The following is a 19,061-nucleotide window of genomic DNA, read 5'->3' on the forward strand; positions in this document are numbered from 1 at the left end:
ATGACCACCGTCACCCCGCTGAACAGCCTGCGCGAAGAAGAACAGATCATGTCCACCCTGCTGGATGTGCTGCGCCAGGAACAGCATCTGCTGGTGACGGCGGAAATCGAGGCCCTGCCGGCCATCACCACCCGCAAGACCGCGCTGGTCACGCAAATGACCCTGTTGTCGGCGCAACGTCACCGTTCCCTGGGCAAATGCGGCTTTCCGGCCGAGGAAGCCGGCATGGACGCGTGGATCGCCGCCAGCGGCGACGCGCGCGCGGAATCGGCCAGCCTGTGGCAGGCGCTGTTGCGGCACACGCGCGAGGCCAAGGAGCTGAACCGCGTGAATGGCATGTTGATCAACAAGCAAATGGGCCACACCCAAGGCGCGCTGCAAGCGCTGCGTCCGCAGAACGGCACGGCCAACAACTTCTACGGCCCGGCCGGCATCTCCACTTCCCTGCCGCGCAGCCGCGGCTTCCTCGCCGGCTAATTGGTCGGCACTTCCGTGCTTGGGTCGGGAATGCCCGACAAAATGGTCACCGCCACGCGGCGGTTGCGCGCGCGTCCTTGCGGCGTGTCGTTGTCGGCCACCGGCACGTTGGCGCTGTAGCCCACGGCCGTCAAGCGCTGCGGCGCCACGCCAGCATCGATGAACAGGCGCACCACGCTGCTGGCGCGCACCGAGGACAGCTCCCAGTTGGACGGGAAACGGGTATTGCCGATCGGCTGATTGTCGGTATGGCCTTCCACCTGCACGTCATGGCTGTCGCCCTTGAGCAGAGCGGCCACCGCGCGCAGCGCCTCCACCGATTCCGGCATCAGGCGCGCGTCGCCCGGATCGAACAGCACCGAGGCATTGATCTCGACGCTGACGCCGCGGCTGTTCTGCGTCACCCGCACCTTGCCCTCTTTCACCAGTGGCGCCATGGTGGACAACAAGTCCTGCGCCAGCTTGGTCATCTGTTCCTTTTCCTTGCGCAGCAGCTCATTGCGGCGCTTGATGGCGGGATTGGGCACCGGCAGATTCGGCACCTCGGTATTGACCGGCTGCGCCGCGCCCTTGCCGCCAAAGGCGTCACCCAGCGCGTCGGAAAAGATTTTGTACTTGCCGATGTTGACCGCCGAAATCGCATACATCACAACAAAGAAGGCAAACAGCAGCGTGATGAAATCGGCGTAGGAGATCAGCCAGCGCTCGTGGTTCTCGGGTTCGTCGTCGAACTTCCTGCGCGCGCGCCGGTACTGCATTCAGTGCTCCCGCAGCAGCGTGGCGATGCGTTCGTCGATCACGCGCGTGTGGTCGCCGGTGGCGATATCGTAGAACACCGCCGCCGCGATCTCCTGCTGGTGCACGGCCTGGGTGACGATGGCTTTCAATTTATTCGCAATCGGATAGAAGAACAGATTGGCCAGGCCAACGCCGTAGATGGTGGACACAAACGCCACCGCGATGCCGGAGCCCAGCTTGCTCGGGTCGGTCAGGTTTTCCATCACGTGGATCAAACCCAGCACCGCGCCCAGGATGCCGATGGTGGGCGAATAGCCGGCCGCCGATTCCCAGATGCGCACCGCCTGGCGCTCTTCCGTTTCATAGGCGGTGATTTCCGTGTCCAGCAGCTGGCGCAGCTTGTCGGGCGCGATGCCGTCGACGATCAGGCGCAGGCCCTTGGTGTTGAACTTGTCCTTGGACGCCAGCATGTAGCGCTCCAGCGACAGCAGGCCGTCGCGCCGCGCCGCCAGGTTCCAGGCGTTGATGTCGCGCGCCAGCGCGGCGCGGGTGTCGGGCGGCGGCGCGAACACCAGCCGCAGCATGCGCAGGCCGCGCAGCAGGGTCCTGGGCCGCGTTTGCAGCAGCACGGCGCCAAAGGTGCCGACCACCACGATGGCAAACGCCGCCGGTTGCAGCAAGGAGGTGACCTTGCCGCCTTCCAGTCCCTGGCCGATGACGATGCCGGCCAGCGCCACCAGGACGCCGGCTACGCTGGCCCAGTCCAAGACCGCTCCCGGAGTGAGGCGCGCAGGCGCGCCACGGCTTGCGTATGCAGCTGCGATACGCGCGATTCGGAGACACCCATCACGGCGCCGATTTCTTTCAAGTTGAGCTCCTCTTCGTAATACAGGCCCATCAGCATTTTCTCCCGCTCCGGCAAGGCGTCGATGGCGTCGATCACGGCCTGGCGGAAGTCGCCGTCCAGCAGCGAGCGCAGCGGATCGGCTTCGTCATCCGAGGCGTAACGGTCGAGGAAACTGTCGTTGCCGTCATCGTCATGAAAGTCTTCGTAGTAGACCAGCTGGTGGCCGCCGCCGTCGGACAGCATTTCCTGATAATCGGCCAGCGACAGCTTGAGCGACTTGGCCACTTCCGATTCGCTCGGCGGCCGGCCCAGGCGCTGCTGCAAGGTGGACATCGCCGCCTCGACCTTGCGCATGTTCTGGCGCAGCGAGCGCGGCAGCCAATCGCTGTTGCGCAACTCATCCAGCATGGCGCCGCGGATGCGCAGCACCGCGTAGGTTTCAAACTGGGCGCCGTGCGTTTCTTCGTAACGGCTGATGGCGTCTAGCAGGCCGATCATTCCGGCTTGCACCAGATCGTCGACTTCGACGCTGGGCGGCAGTTTCGCCTTCATGTGGTGGGCCAGGCGCTTGACCAACGGCATGTGTTCCGTCAGTAAGGTGTCCTTGTCCGCTTTCCCTTTTACCGTGTACATTCGAATATTTTTGTATTAATTAAGCACTGAGTTGGCTATTTCCCCCCAGCGCGAAGCGCCCCGCCAGTTGACGGAACGCGACTGAAGCCCCGGCCAGCGGAAACGCGTCAACCACCGCGCGCCCCAAGCGCGCGGCACGTTGCAGGTATTCGTCCGCCGGCACCGAACCCATGGAAACCAGATTCACCGCCAGATAGCGGCTGGCCGCCTGTGCCATATTATCGTATACCACCTTTGCTTCCGATTCGGAAGCCCCGGTCACCAGAATGCCAAACGGCCGCCGGCCCAGTTCCTGGTTCAACCGCTTAATCATACTGTAGGCGGCCTTGATCGAGGTAGCGCTATTAGAGACTTGCACCACGATTTCCGAGCTGGCCATGACCGGCACCGGGAACGCCTCGCCGTCGAATTCGCCATCCACCAGCACCATGCCGGTTTGCTTGGCCATCACATCGAAGGCCTTGGCCAGGCGGCGCGTTTCGTCCGGGCCGGAGCGCGCCGCGCCGCGTGTCATGGACGCCACAGCAAAACCCTGCGGCACCTGATGGATGACCTGGTTCAGGCCGCACTCCTGGCGCGCCACGTTCAGCAGGCTGTGGCCGCCGTCGACGCCGAGCCGCGAGGCCACGCCATGGGCGCTGGCGCAGGCGTCGACGATCAGCACGTCGTTGCCGGCGCGGGACAGCGAGGCGCCCAGGTTGACCAGCATGGAACCTTTGTCGTCCTGCGGCGCGGCCGACAGGAAGGTGACGATGCGGGGCTGCGGCCCCGCCAGCATGCGGCGCAGTCCCTCCGCCTGGTCGAAATTGAAGTTAGCCAAGATGCACCTCGCGCAGTCCATGGTTATCGTTGCTCATCAACAGCGGCAGTTCCGCGTCCTGGTACTGGGTGTTGACGATCTCGCGTTTCAATTTGAAAGCGCGGTCGATCAGATAGGCCGGGTCGGCCAGGTGCAGGTCTTCCGGCACGCGCTGGCCGTTGGACACGTAGAACAGGTTGAGCTTGTGACGGATCACCACGTCCAGCACATTGCCGATGGCGGCCGCCTCGTCCAGCTTGGTCATGATGCAGCCGGCCAGGCCGCTGCCCTGATAGGCGCGCACCACTTCGCTCAGGGTTTCCTGGGTGGCGGTGGCGTTCAGGCACAGCAGGCGTTTGACGTTGGCGTCGGCGCCTTGCAGCATGGAGACTTGCTCGGTCACCATCTGGTCGCGCTGGCTGACGCCGACCGTGTCGATCAGCACGGTGTGCTTGTTCTTGAGTTCTTTGAGGGCGATGCGCAGGTCGGCCTCATCCTTGACCGAATGCACCATCACGCCCAGGATTTTGCCGTAGATGCGCAGCTGCTCATGGGCGCCGATACGGTAGGCGTCGGTGGTGATCAGGGCCAGCTTGTCCGGGCCGTGGCGCATCACGCAGCGCGCGGCCAGCTTGGCGGTACTGGTGGTCTTGCCGACGCCGGTCGGACCGACCAGTGCGAACACGCCGCCCTGGTCGATCAGCGCATCTTCGTTGGCCATGGTTTGCAGATTGCGCGTGAGGACGGTCTTCATCCAGCGCAGGCTGTCGGCGGCGTCGCGCTGATTGGCCGGCAGTTTTTCGATCAGGTAGCGGGCCAGGCTGGCCGAGAAACCGGCCGCCAGCATGGAACGCAGCACGGCGGTCTTGTGCGGCTCGCGCGCCTGCGTCGCACCCCAGGACAGTTCGGCCAGCTGGGTTTCCATCATGCCGCGCATGGCGCGGATTTCATTCATCATGCCGCTCATTTCGGCGGCGGCCGATTCCTTGGCGCTGGCAACGGCGGCGCTGACCATGGCGGCGATCTGGTTGGCGTCGATGGACGGTGCGGCCTTGGCTGGCGCTGCTGGCGCCGGCGCCGGTGCGGCAGCGGCGACCTTGGTGGCCAGCGACGAATGCGAGGCGACCACGCGGCGTTGCGGCTGCTGCGGCAGGCCGGCCTGCTTGGCGGCCACTGGCGGCGACATGTGCGGCAGTTCGTCTTCAAAGCGCGGCTCGACGCGGCCGGCCGGGACGGCCGGGATGGCGCCGAGGTCCAGCGACGGTGCCGGTTCGGCCATCGGCGAATGCGGCGCGGGCATGGCCAGCGAGGCGGCATCGTCGTTGGCGAGGGCGAGGATTTCAACCACGCCATCGGACTGGCGGTTGGACAGGATCACGGCGTCGGGGCCGAGCGATTCGCGGACTTTGCGCAGCGCTTCGCGGGAAGTCGACGCGGTAAATTTTTTAACGTTCATGACCGTCTCTCGTGGAAAGCAAATGGAGCAGCTTCACTCCTATGCTTCCATTATTGACGATGCATCTTGGAAACGATCCGATGAACAAGGCTGGAAATGGGCCGCAATTCAGTCGCGGAAAACCTCGTCGAGCGAGCGGGCGTCGAGCGTATTCAACGCCCAGGCCGATAGCTGCTCCGCGTCCGCCGTTGCCAGCCGCGCCATGACCACCGGATCCAGCGCGCCAAAGCGTTTGGCGAGCATAGCGGCTAGCAAGGTATAGCGCCCTTCCTGCCGCCCTTCCTGCCGCCCTTCCAGCAAGCCCTCCTGCCTGCCGATCTTGCGGCCAGCGCGTTCAAAAAGATCCGCTCAGCAAACCCTGCGTCGCTAAACCCCTGTACTTCCAGATGGATCAGTACCCATTGCTCGCCGCCATCGTGCAAATGCACGCGCACCAGCTTGTCGAGCAGGCGTTTGCCCAGCGCCGCGTCCCGAGAAAGGGCCGCCAGCTCCTGGTCGAGAAAATCATACGGACGCGACCAGTCGATGGCCGCGTGCGCGTCAGGAAAATAGAAGGCCATGAATTCAGGGAAATAGCGTGTGACCACTTCCTTCCATGGCGTGTCGTAGTCGTCGTTCATTCAGGCAGTCTAGGCGGCCTGAATGGCGGCGCTTCGCGCTGGATCAAACTCAGGCCGGTTGCTGGCCCACCAGCGCGGTGACGCGGATGGTTTTGCTTTCCGGGATTTCGGCGTGCGACAGCACTTTCAGTTGTGGCAAGGCGCGGCGCAGGAAGCGCGACAGCAAGGCGCGCAACGGTCCCGGCACCAGCAGCACCGGCGTCAGCCCCAGCGCTTCCTGCTGCGCCGCGGCCTGTTGCGCCTGCTGGGCGATGGTGTCGGCCAGGCCCGGCTCGATGCCGGCGCCGTCCGGACCGCTGGCCGCCAAGGCCTGCATCAGCAAACGCTCCAGACGGTTATCCAGCGTCATCACCGACAACTCGCCCGCGCCAGGGAACAGCTGCTGCACAATCGCCCGCCCCAGCGCGATGCGCACCAGCGCGGTCAGGTCGCCCGCGTCCTGGGTGTACGACGCATGCTCGCACAAGGTCTCGATAATGCTGCGCATGTCGCGGATGTGCACGCCTTCGGCCAGCAGGTTTTGCAACACCTTCTGCAAGGTCGACAGCGGAATCAGCTTCGGCACCAGGTCTTCCACCAGCTTCGGCGCTTCCTTGCCCAGGTGATCCAGCAGTTGCTGCACCTCGGCGCGGCCCAGCAGCTCGGACGCGTGGGTGGTGATCAGGTGATTCAGGTGCGTGGCCACCACCGTGCCGGCATCGACCACGGTGTAGCCCATGCCCTGCGCCTGGTCGCGCAGGCTGGCGTCGATCCACACGGCCGGCAGGCCGAAGGCCGGATCGGTGGTCACCATGCCCTGCAAGGTGCCGCTCGCCATGCCGGGATTGATGGCCAGGAACTGGCCGTTGTACGCCTCGCCCGTGCCCACCTCCACGCCCTTGAGCGCGATGCGGTACGCCGATGGCTTCAACTCCAGGTTGTCGCGGATGTGCACCGGCGGCGCCAGGAAGCCGACCTCCTGCGCAAACTTCTTGCGGATGCCCTTGATGCGCTTGAGCAGCTCGCCGCCCTGCGTCTTGTCGACCAGCGGAATCAGGCGGTAGCCGACTTCCAGGCCCAGGGTATCGACCGGCATCACGTCCTGCCAGCTGGCCTCCTCCTGCTCGGCCGCCGCGGCCGCGGCCGGCGCCGCCGCTTCGGCCGCCGCCACCTCGTCCGTCGTCTTCTGCGTGGCGCGCTTGGTCATCAGATAGCCGGCGCCAATCAGCGCGCCGCCCAGCAACAGGAACACCAGATTCGGCATGCCCGGAATCAAACCCATGCCGCCGATGATGGCGCCGGTGATGTACATGACCTGCGGCTTGGCGAACAGCTGCCCCATCAGCTGCGCGCCGATGTCCTGGTCGCTGGCCACGCGCGACACCACGATACCGGCCGCGATCGAAATCACCAGCGACGGAATCTGCGCCACCAGGCCGTCACCGATGGCCAGCAGCGTGTAGTTCTTGATCGCGTCGGCAAACGGCATGTCGTGCTGGATGATACCGACCAGCAGGCCGCCCACCACGTTGATCACCGTCACCAGAATGCCGGCCACGGCATCGCCGCGCACGTATTTCGAGGCACCGTCCATGGCGCCGTAGAATTCGGCTTCCATCGACACTTCGCTGCGGCGCTTCTTGGCCTCGGCCTCGCCGATCAGGCCGGCGTTGAGGTCGGCGTCGATCGCCATCTGCTTGCCCGGCATGGCGTCCAGGGCGAAACGCGCGCCCACCTCGGCGATACGGCCCGCGCCCTTGGTCACCACCACAAAGTTAATAATCGTCAGGATCACGAACACCACGATACCGACCGTGTAGTTACCGCCGATCAGGAAGTGGCCGAACGCCTCGATCACCTTGCCGGCCGCGTCGGCGCCGGTGTGGCCCTCGGTCAGCACCACGCGGGTCGAGCCGACGTTCAGCGCCAGCCGCAGCATGGTCGACAGCAGCAGGATGGTCGGGAAAGCCATGAAGTCCAGCGGCTTGACCGTGTACAGCGCGGTCAGCAGCACGATCACCGACAGCGCGATATTGAAGCTGAAGAACATGTCCAGCACGAAGGCCGGCAGCGGCAGGATCATCATCGCCAGCAGCATGATGATCAGGATAGGCGCCGCCAGGCTGGCCTTGTTTTGCGCGGTGGCCAGGCCTTGCAGCCACGGCGGCAGTTTCACGTTGCTGAGGGCGTTCATGCGGATGCTCCGTTATTCAAATCTGCTTGCGGGCCATGCTTGGGAATGTAAGCCGGGTCCAGCGGGTCCATGGTTGGCGGCACGTCGAGTTTGCGCGGCTTGTCCGGGTACTTGCCCTTGCCGCTGCTGAACAGGCGCAGCTGGAAGACATAGGCCAGCACCTCGGCCACGGCGGCGTACAGTTGCTCCGGAATCTCGTCGCCGATCTCGCTGTGCTTGTGCAGCGCGCGCGCCAGCGCCGGCGCTTCCAGCAGCGTGACCTTGTGCTCCCTGGCGATTTCGCGGATCTTGGCCGCCACCTCGTCGGTGCCCTTGGCCACCACCTTCGGCGCGCCGCGCATGCCATCGTTGTACTTGAGCGCCACCGCGTAGTGGGTCGGGTTGGTCACCACCACGTCGGCGGTCGGCACGTCGGCCATCATGCGGCGCTTGGCCATCTCGCGTTGCAGCTGGCGGATCTTGCCCTTGATCTGCGGGTTACCGTCGGACTCTTTCGATTCCTGGATCAGTTCCTGGCGCGTCATCTTCAGCTTGTTGGCGTAGTGCCACATCTGGTACGGGCCGTCGATGGCCGCGATCAGGCCCAGCGCGCCGACAATGAACATGAAGCTGGAGGCCAGCATGTTCAGCGTGTGGCCGATGCCCAGCTTGAGCGGTTCCAGCGACAAGCCGATCACCGCGTCCTTGTACTTCAACACCACCAGCCAGGTGACGAAGCCGACCACGATGGTTTTCAGGATGGCCTTCACCAGCTCGACCAGCGCATTGGTCGAAAACATATTGCTGATGCCGTTGATGGGATTGAGCTTGTTAAAGTTCGGCATGAAGGCCTTGCCGCTGAACAGCCAGCCGCCGACCAGCATGGGCGAGGCCAGCGCCACCACCATCACCGCCACGCCCAGCGGCAGGCAGGCGATCAGCACCTGCACCACGTCCACGGCGATGCGATGGAACAGCACGTCGGCATTGAAGATTTGCTCCTGGTCCAGCTTGAGACCGGACACCAGCACGCTTTGCAGCTGGCGCACCAGGCCGTCGCCGGTCATCCACAACCCGGCGCCCGCCGCCATCAGCACGGTAAACGTCGCCACTTCCCGCGATCGGGGAACGTCACCTTCCTCACGCGCCTGCTCGAGGCGCTTCGCTGACGCGGGTTCGGTCTTTTCGGCGTCGCTGTCTTCTGCCATTTGGTCTGCCTGCTGCTTAAGTTGATCTCGACCGTGCCATTATCGATTGCGGCACGGCAAGATCATCCCTCGAATACGGCAGGAAACTCAGGCTTGCTTGATGGTTTGATGAATGGCGCCGAACACCGATTTGCCGTCGTCCAGCATCTCGATGCGGATGGTGTCGCCAAACGCCATGAACGGCGTGACCGGCTCGCCGCCGGCGATCATCTCCAGGCAGCGCTGCTCGGCGATGCAGGAGTAGCCCTTCTTGCTGTCCTTGTTGGACACGGTGCCGGAGCCGATGATGGAACCGGCCCGCACATTGCGGGTCTTGGCCAGATGGGCGATCAATTGCGGGAAATTGAACACCATGTCGACGCCGGCCTGCGGCTTGCCGACCAGCTTGTCGTTCCAGGTCGACAGCAGCGGCAGGTGCACCTTGCCGCTCTTCCACGCATCGCCCAGCTCGTCCGGCGTGACCGCCACCGGCGAGAAGCTGGTGGCCGGCTTGGATTGCAGGAAGCCGAAACCCTTGGCCAACTCGTCCGGAATCAGATTGCGCAGCGACACGTCATTGGCCAGCATCAGCAGGCGGATGCGCTGGTGGGCCTGGTCCGCGGTGACGCCCACGGGCACATCGTCGGTGATCACGCACACTTCCGCTTCGAAATCGATGCCCCATTCTTCACGCGCCAGCGCGATGTCGTCGGTCGGGCCAAGGAAATCGTCGCTGCCGCCCTGGTACATCAGCGGCTCCTCCCAGAACGAGGCCGGCAGCTCGGCGCCGCGCGCCTTGCGCACCAGCTCGACATGATTGACGTAGGCCGAACCGTCGGCCCACTGGAAGGCGCGCGGCAGGGGTGCCATGCAGTTGGCCGGATCGAAGTCGAAACTGCGGCGGCCGCCGCCCCGGTTCAGTTCCTGATAGAGGGCATCCAGTTGCGGCGAGATGAAGGTCCAGTCGTCCAGCGCGCGTTGCAGGGTGCGGGCGACGCCGTCGGCCAGTTGCGCGGTTTTCAGGTCGCGCGAGACCACCATCAGCTGGCCGTCGCGGGTGCCGTCTTTCAGGGTAGCGAGTTTCATTCGGGTGTCAGCAGAGCGAGTTGTTCAGGGGTGAGGTAGCACCATTCGCCTTCGTTGAGGTCGAGCGAAGCCAGTTCCAGCTTGCCGATGGCCGAGCGGTGCAGGGCCGCGCAGTGGTTGCCGGCGGCCGCCAGCATGCGCTTGACCTGATGGTATTTGCCCTGCTCCAGCACGATTTCCAGCTGGTGCTCGCCGCGCTTGATGCAAGTGAGCGCCGCCAGCGGCGCCGGTTCGTCGTGCAACTGCACGCCAGCCAGCATTTGCGCGATCAGCTCATCGGTCACGGGCTCGGCCGTGGTGGCCTGGTAAATCTTGGGAACGTGGCGCTTCGGCGACGATTGTGCGTGGATAAACGCGCCATCGTCCGACATCAGCAGCATGCCGGTGGTGTCATGGTCGAGCCTGCCGACCGGCTGCACATCGCGCCAGGTCAGCTCTTCCGCCAGCAGGGTCAGCACGCCCGGATGATGGCTGGGCTTGCGCGAACATTCGTAGTTGGCGGGTTTATGCAGCGCGATGTAGACGTGTTCGCGGTACAGCACGTCCTCATCGAACAGGCGGAACACCAGGCCATCGGTTTCGATGGTTTCTTTGTAATTGTCATGCACCACGCCGTTAATGGTCACTTCGCCGTCCTCGATCAGGGTGCGGCAGAATTTGCGGGTGCCGTAGCCCTGCGATTGCAGGATGCGGTCCAGGGAGAATTTGCTCATGGGCGGGATTTTACACCGCGCAAAAGAAAACAGCGGCATTGCGCCGCCGTTTTCAGCCCCACAAAGGGACTTATATGAGGAATCGAAATTCGCTCTACTCCGCACCCATGGTGCAGCTGAGTAGTTCTCTACGTTGTACTGCACAACCGGAAAGTGTTTATATTTGCCCCCCTAGGTAAGAACTACAACACCAATATAGTTCAACAAAAGGGTTCTGCAAGTGAAAATCAGGCCGTATTGATAATATTAATCGCCCAGCCAGTCATCCGACAACCACGGCTAACGCAGGCTGGGCTTGGCGGTCTCCACGGCCGACTTCATGGCGCCGGCGCCCATGGCCGCGCCAAATTTCTTCAACACGCGTTCCGGCAAGCCTTCGTGCTGGGTGTAGTCGACGATATCCTCGGCCTTGACCACGTCGCGCGCCACGCTGTCGACCGTGCCGTAGGCGTCGGCCAGGCCCATGTCGATGGCCTTGGCGCCGGTCCAGAACAGGCCGGAGAACATCTCCGGGGTTTCCTTCAGACGCTTGCCGCGGCCGTTGCGCACCACCTGGATGAATTGCTGGTGGATTTCATTCAGCATGGCTTGCGCGTGCTGCTTGTGCTTTTCGGTCAGCGGGCTGAACGGGTCCATGAAGCCTTTGTTCTCGCCGGCAGTCAACAGACGTCGCTCAACGCCCACTTTTTCCATCACACCGGTGAAGCCGAAGCCATCCATCAGCACGCCAATCGAACCGATGATGCTGGCCTTGTTGACGTAGATGCGGTCGGCGCCGGCCGCGATGTAATAGCAGCCGGAAGCGCAAATCTCGTCCACCACCACGTACAGCGGCTTGCCCGGATAGCCTTTGCGCAGGCGGATCATCTCGTCGACGATCATGCCGGCCTGCACCGGGCTGCCGCCGGGACTATTAATATGCAGCACCACCGCCACCGACCCGCTGTCGGAGAACGCCTTGTTCAGCGCCGGGATCACCACGGCGGCCGAGCCGCTGCCCTCGGATTCGATCGAGCCTTCCACCTCGATCAGCGCCGTATGGCGGCCCAGCGCCTCGCCATCCGAGCCGGTCCAGCTGTAGTCGAAGTAGGCGCTGAGCGCGAACACCACCACCAGCAAGGTCAGCGCCTTGAAGAAAATGCCCCAGCGGCGCGCCGCCTTTTGCTCTTTCAGCGTGGCAAACACCAGCTTTTCCAGCACTTCGCGCTCCCAGTTGGAAGCGCTCACGGCCGGCTTGGCCGGCTGCGGTGCGGGAGTCGAAGGGGTGTCGATGTCGGTATCGTCGCTCATGGAATGCTGGTTTTTGGTTTTAAATCAGGCACGTGCCGGACGCACGTAGTCGTCCGGCTGCCAGTAAATGTTCTGATCGCGCTCCACCACGGCGATCGGCCGCAGCCGGCCACCCCGGCACGGGCCGCCGGCGCACTGACCGGTTTCCGGCACATAAATCGCGCCGTGGGTCGAACACATCAGGTACAGCTTGCTGGACTCGAAGAAGTCGCCTTCGTTCCAGTCCAGTTCGATCGGCACGTGGGCGCAGCGGTTCAGGTACGCAAACGCCTTGCCGCCATGACGCACCACAAAGCCGGTCGCGTCCTCGCCGCCGGCCGTCAGCGCAAAGCGCACGCCCTTGCCGCCATCCACGATGGCGTCCGCAGCGCAGATCAGGATGTCATCAGGCATGTTCGCTCAGCCATTGATGCAGCTCGGCCACCGTCTTGGCCGAGTACAGCGGATTGCAGGCATGTAACTGGTCGACCGGATGCGCGCCATACTCGACCGCGATGCCGGCCGCGCCAGCGTTGTTGGCCATCAGCAGATCGTGGGTAGTATCGCCGATCATCACCGTACGTCGCATATCCTGGCCCAATTCCCTGGTCAGCTCTTGCAGCATGGCCGGGTGCGGCTTGGAAAAGGTTTCGTCGGCACAACGGGTGGCATCGAACAGCGACAATACTTTGACATCATTCATGGCGCGGTTCAAGCCAACCCGGCTCTTGCCGGTGGCCACGGCCAGGAAATAGCCGTTCTGCGACAGCTCCTCCAGCATGTCGTGCACGCCGGGGAACAGGCTGATTTCGTGATCGCGCGACAGGAAATGATAGCGGTAGCGCTCCACCATGCGCGGATAGAAGGCCGGATCGATGTCCGGCAGCACCGCCTGCATGGCTTCGTGCAAGCCCAGTCCGATGACATGGGCGGCACGGTCATCGCCCGGCACCGGCAGCTTCAGGTCGCGCGCGGCCGCCTGAATGCACTTCACGATGGTTGAGGTGGAATCCATCAAGGTTCCATCCCAATCGAAGACGATCAGATCAAATTGCTTTCTTGCCATGTGTTTGCGATTAGTTAAGAGGTTTGCCCAAGCTTACCAAGAATCGCTCACATTCGGCGGCCAAAGGTGCGTTCAGCGTCATGTTTTTACCGGATTCGGGATGAGTGAACGTTATTTGATGTGCGTGCAGGAACATCCGCTTGAGCGCACCGCGCGTTTCAGTGGCTTTTTGCAGGGCTTTGTTAAGCGGGAAATCGCCGTATTTGTCGTCGCCAAGGATGGGGAAGCCCGACGATGACAGATGAACGCGGATCTGGTGGGTGCGCCCGGTCTTCAGCTCGGCTTCCAGCAGAGCAAAACCATCGAATTTCTTAAGCAACGAGAAAATCGTGTGCGACGGCATGCCGTCTTCCGACACCGACACCCGGCGTTCGCCGTCGGCGGTGGTGTATTTGTGCAAGGCCAGCTTGATGTGCTGGCGGGCGTTTTTCCAGTCGCCGGCCACCATGGTCAGATAGCGCTTGTCGGTCTCGCCGTCGCGCATCTGCTCGTGCAGGCTGGTCAGGGCCGATCGCTTCTTCGCGAGCAACAACAGGCCCGAGGTTTCGCGGTCCAGGCGGTGCACCAGCTCCAGGAACTTGGCGTCCGGACGCGAAGCGCGCAACTGCTCGATCACGCCAAACGACACGCCGGAACCACCGTGTACGGCCACGCCGGCCGGCTTGTCGATCACCAGCAGGTGGCTGTCCTCGAAAATAATCTTGAATTCGGCGGCCGGCACATGGTTTTCCGGTTTTTCCGCCAGGCGGATCGGCGGAATCCGCACCACATCGCCCTGTACCAGACGGTACAGCTGGTCGATGCGACCTTTGTTAACGCGCACTTCACCCGAGCGCAGGATACGATAGACGTGACTTTTCGGCACGCCTTTGCAAACGCGCAACAGGTAGTTATCGATCCGTTGACCGGCTTCTTCTTCAGTAATTGTGACGAATTGGGCTTGCAGCGGGGCGGACGTTGAAGCGGGAACAACATCTTTTTGCATCTTCATTTGCTCTGTCTTCCCAGAAATCTCTCTAAGTCCTTCATTTTGAATATATAATCGTTTCGCTGCGGTTCTAACTGCGGCAAGTGTAAGAATAAAAGCACATTTTACACAGGGGCGTCTCCACTGGCCTCGCCAAATTGCAAATTCAGAGGAAAAAATGTATGCGCACCATCCCTGCTGAAATCAAGGTTGCACCGTAGTTGTAATCGGATGGCGGCAGGGATGCTGAAGAAGAATGATTGGATAGTAAGGATAAAGTCCGGTCAGCCAGATCATAAGTTGGGCTGGCCGGTTGATGAGTAGTTGATAACGCTTGCCGTTTTCGCCAGACCCCATGCTCACTGCAAGCTCAACCGCAGGCTGATGCCAGCCCGGTTATAGAAGTAGCAATACTTGTAGTTGGTAAGCCTGGTCGAGATCTGGCCATTAAGACGCTGCTCTCCGTCTGTTCTTTTCTGCCGTCCGTTGGGGCCGCATGGAGAACTACAGATGAAGCGAGCACTCGGCATGTCGATCAACCTCATGCGCCCAGTTGCGGTCGCCCACGCGGCCGCACAGGATGGGCATACCCACCGCAATCGTTCCGATTCTCGCGCGTATCCCTGTAGCTTGCCGCACCGGTCCTAAGAAACCGGACGGCACACATGGCCCAAGGGTCGCGGAGTTTATAAAAATGAAACGTATGTTGTTTAATGCTACGCAGCAAGAAGAGCTGCGCGTAGCCATTGTCGATGGTCAGAAACTGATCGATATCGACATCGAAACCGCCGGACGCGAACAGCGCAAGTCCAACATCTACAAAGGCGTGATCACCCGTATCGAACCGTCGCTGGAAGCTTGCTTCGTCAGCTATGGCGAAGATCGCCACGGCTTCCTGCCATTCAAGGAAGTAGCGCGCACTTACTTCAAGGAAGGGGTGGATGTCCGTAACGCTTCGGTGAAAGAAGCGCTGCGCGAAGGCCAGGAAATCATGGTGCAGGTGGAAAAGGAAGAGCGCGGCAACAAAGGCGCCGCCCTCACCTCCTTCGTCTCGCTGGCCGGCCGTTACCTGGTGCTGATGCCGAACAACCCACGCGGCGGCGGCGTATCGCGCCGGGTGGAAGGCGAAGAGCGCCAGGAATTGCGCGAAACCATGGACAAGCTGGACCTGCCGCCAGGCATGTCGGTGATTGCCCGCACCGCCGGCATCGGCCGCAGCGTGGAAGAGCTGCAATGGGACTTGAACTACCTGATGCAACTGTGGCGCGCGATTGAAGGCGCCGGCAAGTCGGCCTCGGGCGCGTTCCTGATCTACCAGGAGTCGTCGCTGGTGATCCGCGCGATTCGCGACTACTTCCAGCCCGATATCGGCGAGATCCTGATCGATACCGACGAGATCTACGAGCAAGCCCACCAGTTCATGAGCCACGTGATGCCCGACATGGTGCACCGTGTAAAACGCTACAGCGACGACGTGCCGCTGTTCTCGCGTTTCCAGATTGAACACCAGATTGAAACCGCGTACTCGCGCACCGTGCCGCTGCCATCAGGTGGCGCCATCGTGATCGACCACACCGAAGCGCTGGTGTCGGTTGACGTCAACTCGGCCCGCGCCACCCGCGGTTCCGACATCGAAACCACCGCATTCCACACCAACTGCGAAGCCGCCGAAGAGGTGGCCCGCCAGCTGCGCCTGCGCGACCTGGGCGGCCTGATCGTGATCGACTTCATCGACATGGAAGTGGCCAAGAACCAGCGCGAAGTGGAACAGCGCCTGAAAGACGCCCTGCACCATGACCGTGCCCGCGTTCAGATGGGCAAGATTTCCCGCTTCGGCCTGATGGAACTGTCGCGTCAGCGCCTGCGTCCGTCGCTGTCAGAGGGCTCGCACGTGACCTGCCCGCGCTGCTCGGGCACCGGCCACATCCGCGACACCGAATCGTCGGCCCTGCAAGTCCTGCGCATCATCCAGGAAGAGGCGATGAAGGAAAACTCGGCCACCATCCACGTGCAAGTGCCGGTGGACGTTGCCGCTTTCCTGCTGAACGAAAAGCGCGGCGAAGTGCTCAAGATCGAGACCCGCCACCGCATCACCATCATTCTGGTGCCGAACAAGCACCTGGAAACGCCGCACTACAAGCTGGAGCGCATCAAGCACGACGATCCGCGCCTGGAAGACAGCAGCGCCAGCTACACCCTGGCCGAACAAGCCGAAACCGACATGGCCTACAGCAAGCGCCAGAAGGAAGAAGCCAAGCCACGCCAGGAAGCCATGGTCAAGACCATCACCCCTGAGCAGCCTGCGCCGCTGGTCGACCGCAAGCCGACCGAGATCGTCATCAAGCCGGCTCCGGCGCCAGTGCCGGCACCAGCCGAGCAAGGCTTCTTTGCCAAGCTGATCAGCTTCTTCACCGGCAAGCCAGCCGCTCCGGCCCTGCCGCAGCAGCCGACCATCGTGGTCAAGACGCCAGCCGGCGGCGAGCGCGGCGACCGCAATGCACGTGGCCCACGTGGCCGCAACCGTAGCGGCAAAGGCGGCCGTGGCGAGCGCGAAGAGAAAGAACCGGGCGCTGCCAAGGAAGAAGGCAAGGCGGCGGACGCCAACGGCCGTCCGCCACGCCAGCCGCGCCCTCCGCGCGAGGCACGCGAGCCGCGCGAACAGGCAGTGGAAGGCCAGACCCGCGAACGCGCGGAACGTCCTGAGCGCGCCGAGCGTCCGGAACGTGCCGAACGTGGCGAGCGTCCGGCACGCCAGCCACGCGAACCGCGCGGCGACAAAGCGCCAGTGGAAGCCAAGGCAGAAGAACTGGTATTGAACGCCGCCGCCCCGGCGACTGCCCCGTCGACCGGTCCAGCCACCGACGCCGCCGCCAGCATCCTGAAATCGGCGCCGAACGCCGGTCCGGAAGGTGAAGAAAACGAAGTGGCAGGCGAAGGTGATGAGCCGCGTCGTCGTCGTCGTCGTGGCGGCCGCAACCGCAATCGCCGCGAACGCGAAGGCGTGGAAGGCCAGGAAGGCGTCGCCGGCGAAACCGGCGAACAGGCCGAACTGAGCTTCTCGCCAGTGGCTGATGTTGCCCAAGCCACGGCTGCCGCCGAAGCAGCAGTGGTCGCAGCGCCAGCCGTCGAAACTGCGACCGCCGCACCGGCTGTCGAAGCCGCGCCGGTAGCCACCGCACCGGCCGCTGCCGAAGCGCCGGTTGCCGAAGCCGCTGCCGAAGCACCTGCTGCCGAAGCCGCCGTCGCCGCGCCAGTGGCAGCCGCTCCGGCCGCCGAGCCTGTGGCGCCAGCCGCCGCTCCGGTCGAAGCCAGCGCACCGGCCCCGGTTGCCGCTGCCGAAGCCGAAGCCGCGCCTGCCGCCGCGGAAGTTGCGCCAGCACCAGCCGTCGCAGCCGAAGCCGCCGCGCCAGTCGTGGAAGCTCCGGCAGTCGTGGAAGCCGCACCTGTCGCGGCAGCACCAGTGGTGGAAGCCGCTCCTGTTGCCGCCGCAGTGGAAGCCGCTGCCCCGGCAGTGGAAGCGCCAGCCGTGGCTGCCGAGCCGGCACCAGCCGCCCCGCTGGCCGCCGAGCCGGTCGCAGCCGCTCCAGCGCCTGCCCCAACTCCGGCACCGGTCCCAGCGCCAGTGGCAGCCGTCCCGGCGCCATCGGCTCCGATCGACCTGCAAACCGTGCTGAGCTCGGCCGGCCTGACCCTGGCCGCCACCGACCCAGCCAAGCTGCGCGCCGCGCAAGAAGCCGCTGCGCAAGTCGTGCAACCGGTGCGCGTGCCACGCGAGCGCAAGCCGCTGCCGCCGCAGGTTGACGAGCCGTTGGTCCAGGTCGACACCCGCCGTTAAGCCACACCGGCTGCAAGCCAAAAAAGGGAAGCCTCGTGCTTCCCTTTTTTTATCATGCTATCGTAGCTGTCTGAGTCATTAGCAAGTGCATTTCCTAAACAGCAATATGGCAGAAAAAATTATCATGATGACCGAGCAGCGCGGCAACGCCCCGGCCATCCCCGCAACGCTGGAAACGCCAACCGGCCTGCTGAGCGACCGCCTGGCGCGGCCCCTGCACGACCTGCGCATCTCCGTCACCGACCGCTGCAACTTCCGCTGCGTCTACTGCATGCCGAAGGCGGTGTTCAACAACGACTACCAATACCTGCCGCACACCTCGCTGCTGTCGTTTGAAGAAATCACCCGCATCGCCAAGCTGTTCATCGCCCACGGCGTGGAAAAAATCCGCCTGACCGGCGGTGAGCCGTTGCTGCGCAAGAACATCGAAAAACTGATCGGCATGCTGGCCGAACTGAAAACCGTCAGCGGCAAGCCACTGGACCTGACGCTGACCACCAACGCCTCCCTGCTGGCCCGCAAGGCGCAATCGCTGAAAGACGCTGGCCTGCAACGCGTGACCGTTTCGCTGGACGCATTGGACAACACCATCTTCCAGCGCATGAACGACGTCGACTTCGCGGTCGGCGATGTGCTGAAAGGCATAGACGCCGCCCATCAGGTTGGGCTCGGCCCGATCAAGATCAACATGGTGGTCAAGGGCGGCATGAACGATCAGGAAATCGTGCCGATGGCGCGCCACTTCCGTGGCAGCCCGTATATCCTGCGCTTCATCGAATACATGGACGTGGGTGCATCCAACGGCTGGAAGATGGATGAGGTGATTCCCTCGGCCGAAGTGATCCGCCGCATCAGCGCCGAGATGCCGCTGGAGCCGGTGGCCGCCAACTACACCGGCGAGACCGCCGCGCGCTGGCGTTACACCGACGGCAGCGGCGAAGTTGGCGTGATTTCATCTGTATCGCAGGCGTTCTGTTCGGACTGTACTCGCGCGCGGCTGTCGACTGAGGGTAAACTGTACACCTGTCTGTTCGCCACCAGCGGCCACGATCTGCGCGCCCTGCTGCGCGAAGGCCGCAGCGATGCCGAGATCAGCACCGCGCTGGCGCACCTGTGGCGCGCGCGCGAGGACCGCTACTCGGAACTGCGCACCAGCCAGACCGAGGCCCTGCGCCGCAGCGCCAATAAAGTGGAAATGTCTTACATCGGGGGATAG

At 63.3% G+C, this 19,061-nt stretch carries 18 protein-coding genes; 3 read left to right on the forward strand and 15 right to left on the reverse strand.

From position 1 onward, the window contains the following. On the forward strand, positions 1 to 477 hold the full coding sequence (locus GM676_RS22050; RefSeq protein WP_155466120.1) for a flagella synthesis protein FlgN: 477 nt from the start codon (positions 1 to 3) through the stop codon (positions 475 to 477). Here GM676_RS22050 and motD read toward each other — a convergent pair. The 15 genes from motD to GM676_RS22120 form a co-directional block, all read right to left on the reverse strand. After that, complete coding sequence (gene motD, locus GM676_RS22055) at positions 474 to 1,235, reverse strand: flagellar motor protein MotD (protein WP_155466121.1); 762 nt, start codon at positions 1,233 to 1,235, stop codon at positions 474 to 476. The genes GM676_RS22050 and motD overlap by 4 nt on opposite strands. After that, positions 1,236 to 1,982, reverse strand: a complete 747-nt coding sequence (locus GM676_RS22060) for a flagellar motor protein (RefSeq protein WP_155466122.1) — start codon at positions 1,980 to 1,982, stop codon at positions 1,236 to 1,238. Further along, positions 1,964 to 2,695, reverse strand: a complete 732-nt coding sequence (locus GM676_RS22065; protein WP_155466123.1) for an RNA polymerase sigma factor FliA — start codon at positions 2,693 to 2,695, stop codon at positions 1,964 to 1,966. The genes GM676_RS22060 and GM676_RS22065 overlap by 19 nt, the downstream gene beginning before the upstream one ends. Before the next feature lie 19 nt (positions 2,696 to 2,714). After that, entirely contained in the window at positions 2,715 to 3,515 is an 801-nt protein-coding gene (locus GM676_RS22070) for a MinD/ParA family ATP-binding protein (RefSeq protein WP_155466124.1), read from the reverse strand. After that, complete coding sequence (flhF, locus tag GM676_RS22075; RefSeq protein ID WP_155466125.1) at positions 3,508 to 4,950, reverse strand: flagellar biosynthesis GTPase FlhF; 1,443 nt, start codon at positions 4,948 to 4,950, stop codon at positions 3,508 to 3,510. The genes GM676_RS22070 and flhF overlap by 8 nt, the downstream gene beginning before the upstream one ends. A gap of 108 nt (positions 4,951 to 5,058) precedes the next feature. Then, complete coding sequence (locus tag GM676_RS32365) at positions 5,059 to 5,193, reverse strand: hypothetical protein (RefSeq protein ID WP_229262818.1); 135 nt, start codon at positions 5,191 to 5,193, stop codon at positions 5,059 to 5,061. Positions 5,194 to 5,198: 5 nt separating this feature from the next. Further along, positions 5,199 to 5,570, reverse strand: coding sequence for an RpnC/YadD family protein (locus GM676_RS22080; protein ID WP_229262819.1), 372 nt, complete (start codon positions 5,568 to 5,570; stop codon positions 5,199 to 5,201). A 49-nt stretch (positions 5,571 to 5,619) separates the two neighbouring features. Next, positions 5,620 to 7,743, reverse strand: coding sequence for a flagellar biosynthesis protein FlhA (gene flhA / locus GM676_RS22085; RefSeq protein WP_155466126.1), 2,124 nt, complete (start codon positions 7,741 to 7,743; stop codon positions 5,620 to 5,622). Continuing rightward, positions 7,740 to 8,930 carry a flagellar biosynthesis protein FlhB gene (flhB, locus tag GM676_RS22090; protein ID WP_155466127.1) on the reverse strand — a complete coding sequence of 397 codons (1,191 nt, stop codon included), beginning with the start codon at positions 8,928 to 8,930 and terminating at the stop codon, positions 7,740 to 7,742. Before flhB ends, flhA begins: the two co-directional genes overlap by 4 nt. An 87-nt stretch (positions 8,931 to 9,017) precedes the next feature. Then, positions 9,018 to 9,995, reverse strand: coding sequence for a fumarylacetoacetate hydrolase family protein (locus GM676_RS22095; protein WP_155466128.1), 978 nt, complete (start codon positions 9,993 to 9,995; stop codon positions 9,018 to 9,020). Continuing rightward, positions 9,992 to 10,708 carry a pseudouridine synthase gene (locus GM676_RS22100; protein ID WP_155466129.1) on the reverse strand — a complete coding sequence of 239 codons (717 nt, stop codon included), beginning with the start codon at positions 10,706 to 10,708 and terminating at the stop codon, positions 9,992 to 9,994. Before GM676_RS22100 ends, GM676_RS22095 begins: the two co-directional genes overlap by 4 nt. 279 nt (positions 10,709 to 10,987) lie before the next feature. Beyond that, entirely contained in the window at positions 10,988 to 11,998 is a 1,011-nt protein-coding gene (locus GM676_RS22105; protein WP_155466130.1) for a S49 family peptidase, read from the reverse strand. Between the two features lie 24 nt (positions 11,999 to 12,022). Continuing rightward, a complete protein-coding gene (locus GM676_RS22110; RefSeq protein WP_155466131.1) occupies positions 12,023 to 12,391 on the reverse strand; it encodes a Rieske (2Fe-2S) protein in 369 nt (122 codons plus the stop codon). Next, entirely contained in the window at positions 12,384 to 13,043 is a 660-nt protein-coding gene (locus GM676_RS22115; protein WP_155466132.1) for an HAD-IIIA family hydrolase, read from the reverse strand. The genes GM676_RS22110 and GM676_RS22115 overlap by 8 nt, the downstream gene beginning before the upstream one ends. A gap of 10 nt (positions 13,044 to 13,053) precedes the next feature. Then, positions 13,054 to 14,034, reverse strand: coding sequence for an RluA family pseudouridine synthase (locus tag GM676_RS22120; RefSeq protein WP_155466133.1), 981 nt, complete (start codon positions 14,032 to 14,034; stop codon positions 13,054 to 13,056). 670 nt (positions 14,035 to 14,704) lie between these two features. Here GM676_RS22120 and GM676_RS22125 point away from each other — a divergent pair. Both GM676_RS22125 and moaA read left to right on the forward strand, forming a co-directional pair. Continuing rightward, positions 14,705 to 17,845, forward strand: a complete 3,141-nt coding sequence (locus GM676_RS22125; protein ID WP_155466134.1) for an Rne/Rng family ribonuclease — start codon at positions 14,705 to 14,707, stop codon at positions 17,843 to 17,845. A gap of 106 nt (positions 17,846 to 17,951) precedes the next feature. Continuing rightward, positions 17,952 to 19,061 (forward strand): GTP 3',8-cyclase MoaA, encoded by a 1,110-nt coding sequence (gene moaA / locus GM676_RS22130; protein WP_155466135.1) that lies wholly within the window; start codon positions 17,952 to 17,954, stop codon positions 19,059 to 19,061.

Origin of the sequence: Duganella radicis (assembly GCF_009720825.1) — a bacterium.
GTDB classification, from domain to species: Bacteria; Pseudomonadota; Gammaproteobacteria; order Burkholderiales; family Burkholderiaceae_D; genus Rugamonas; species Rugamonas radicis.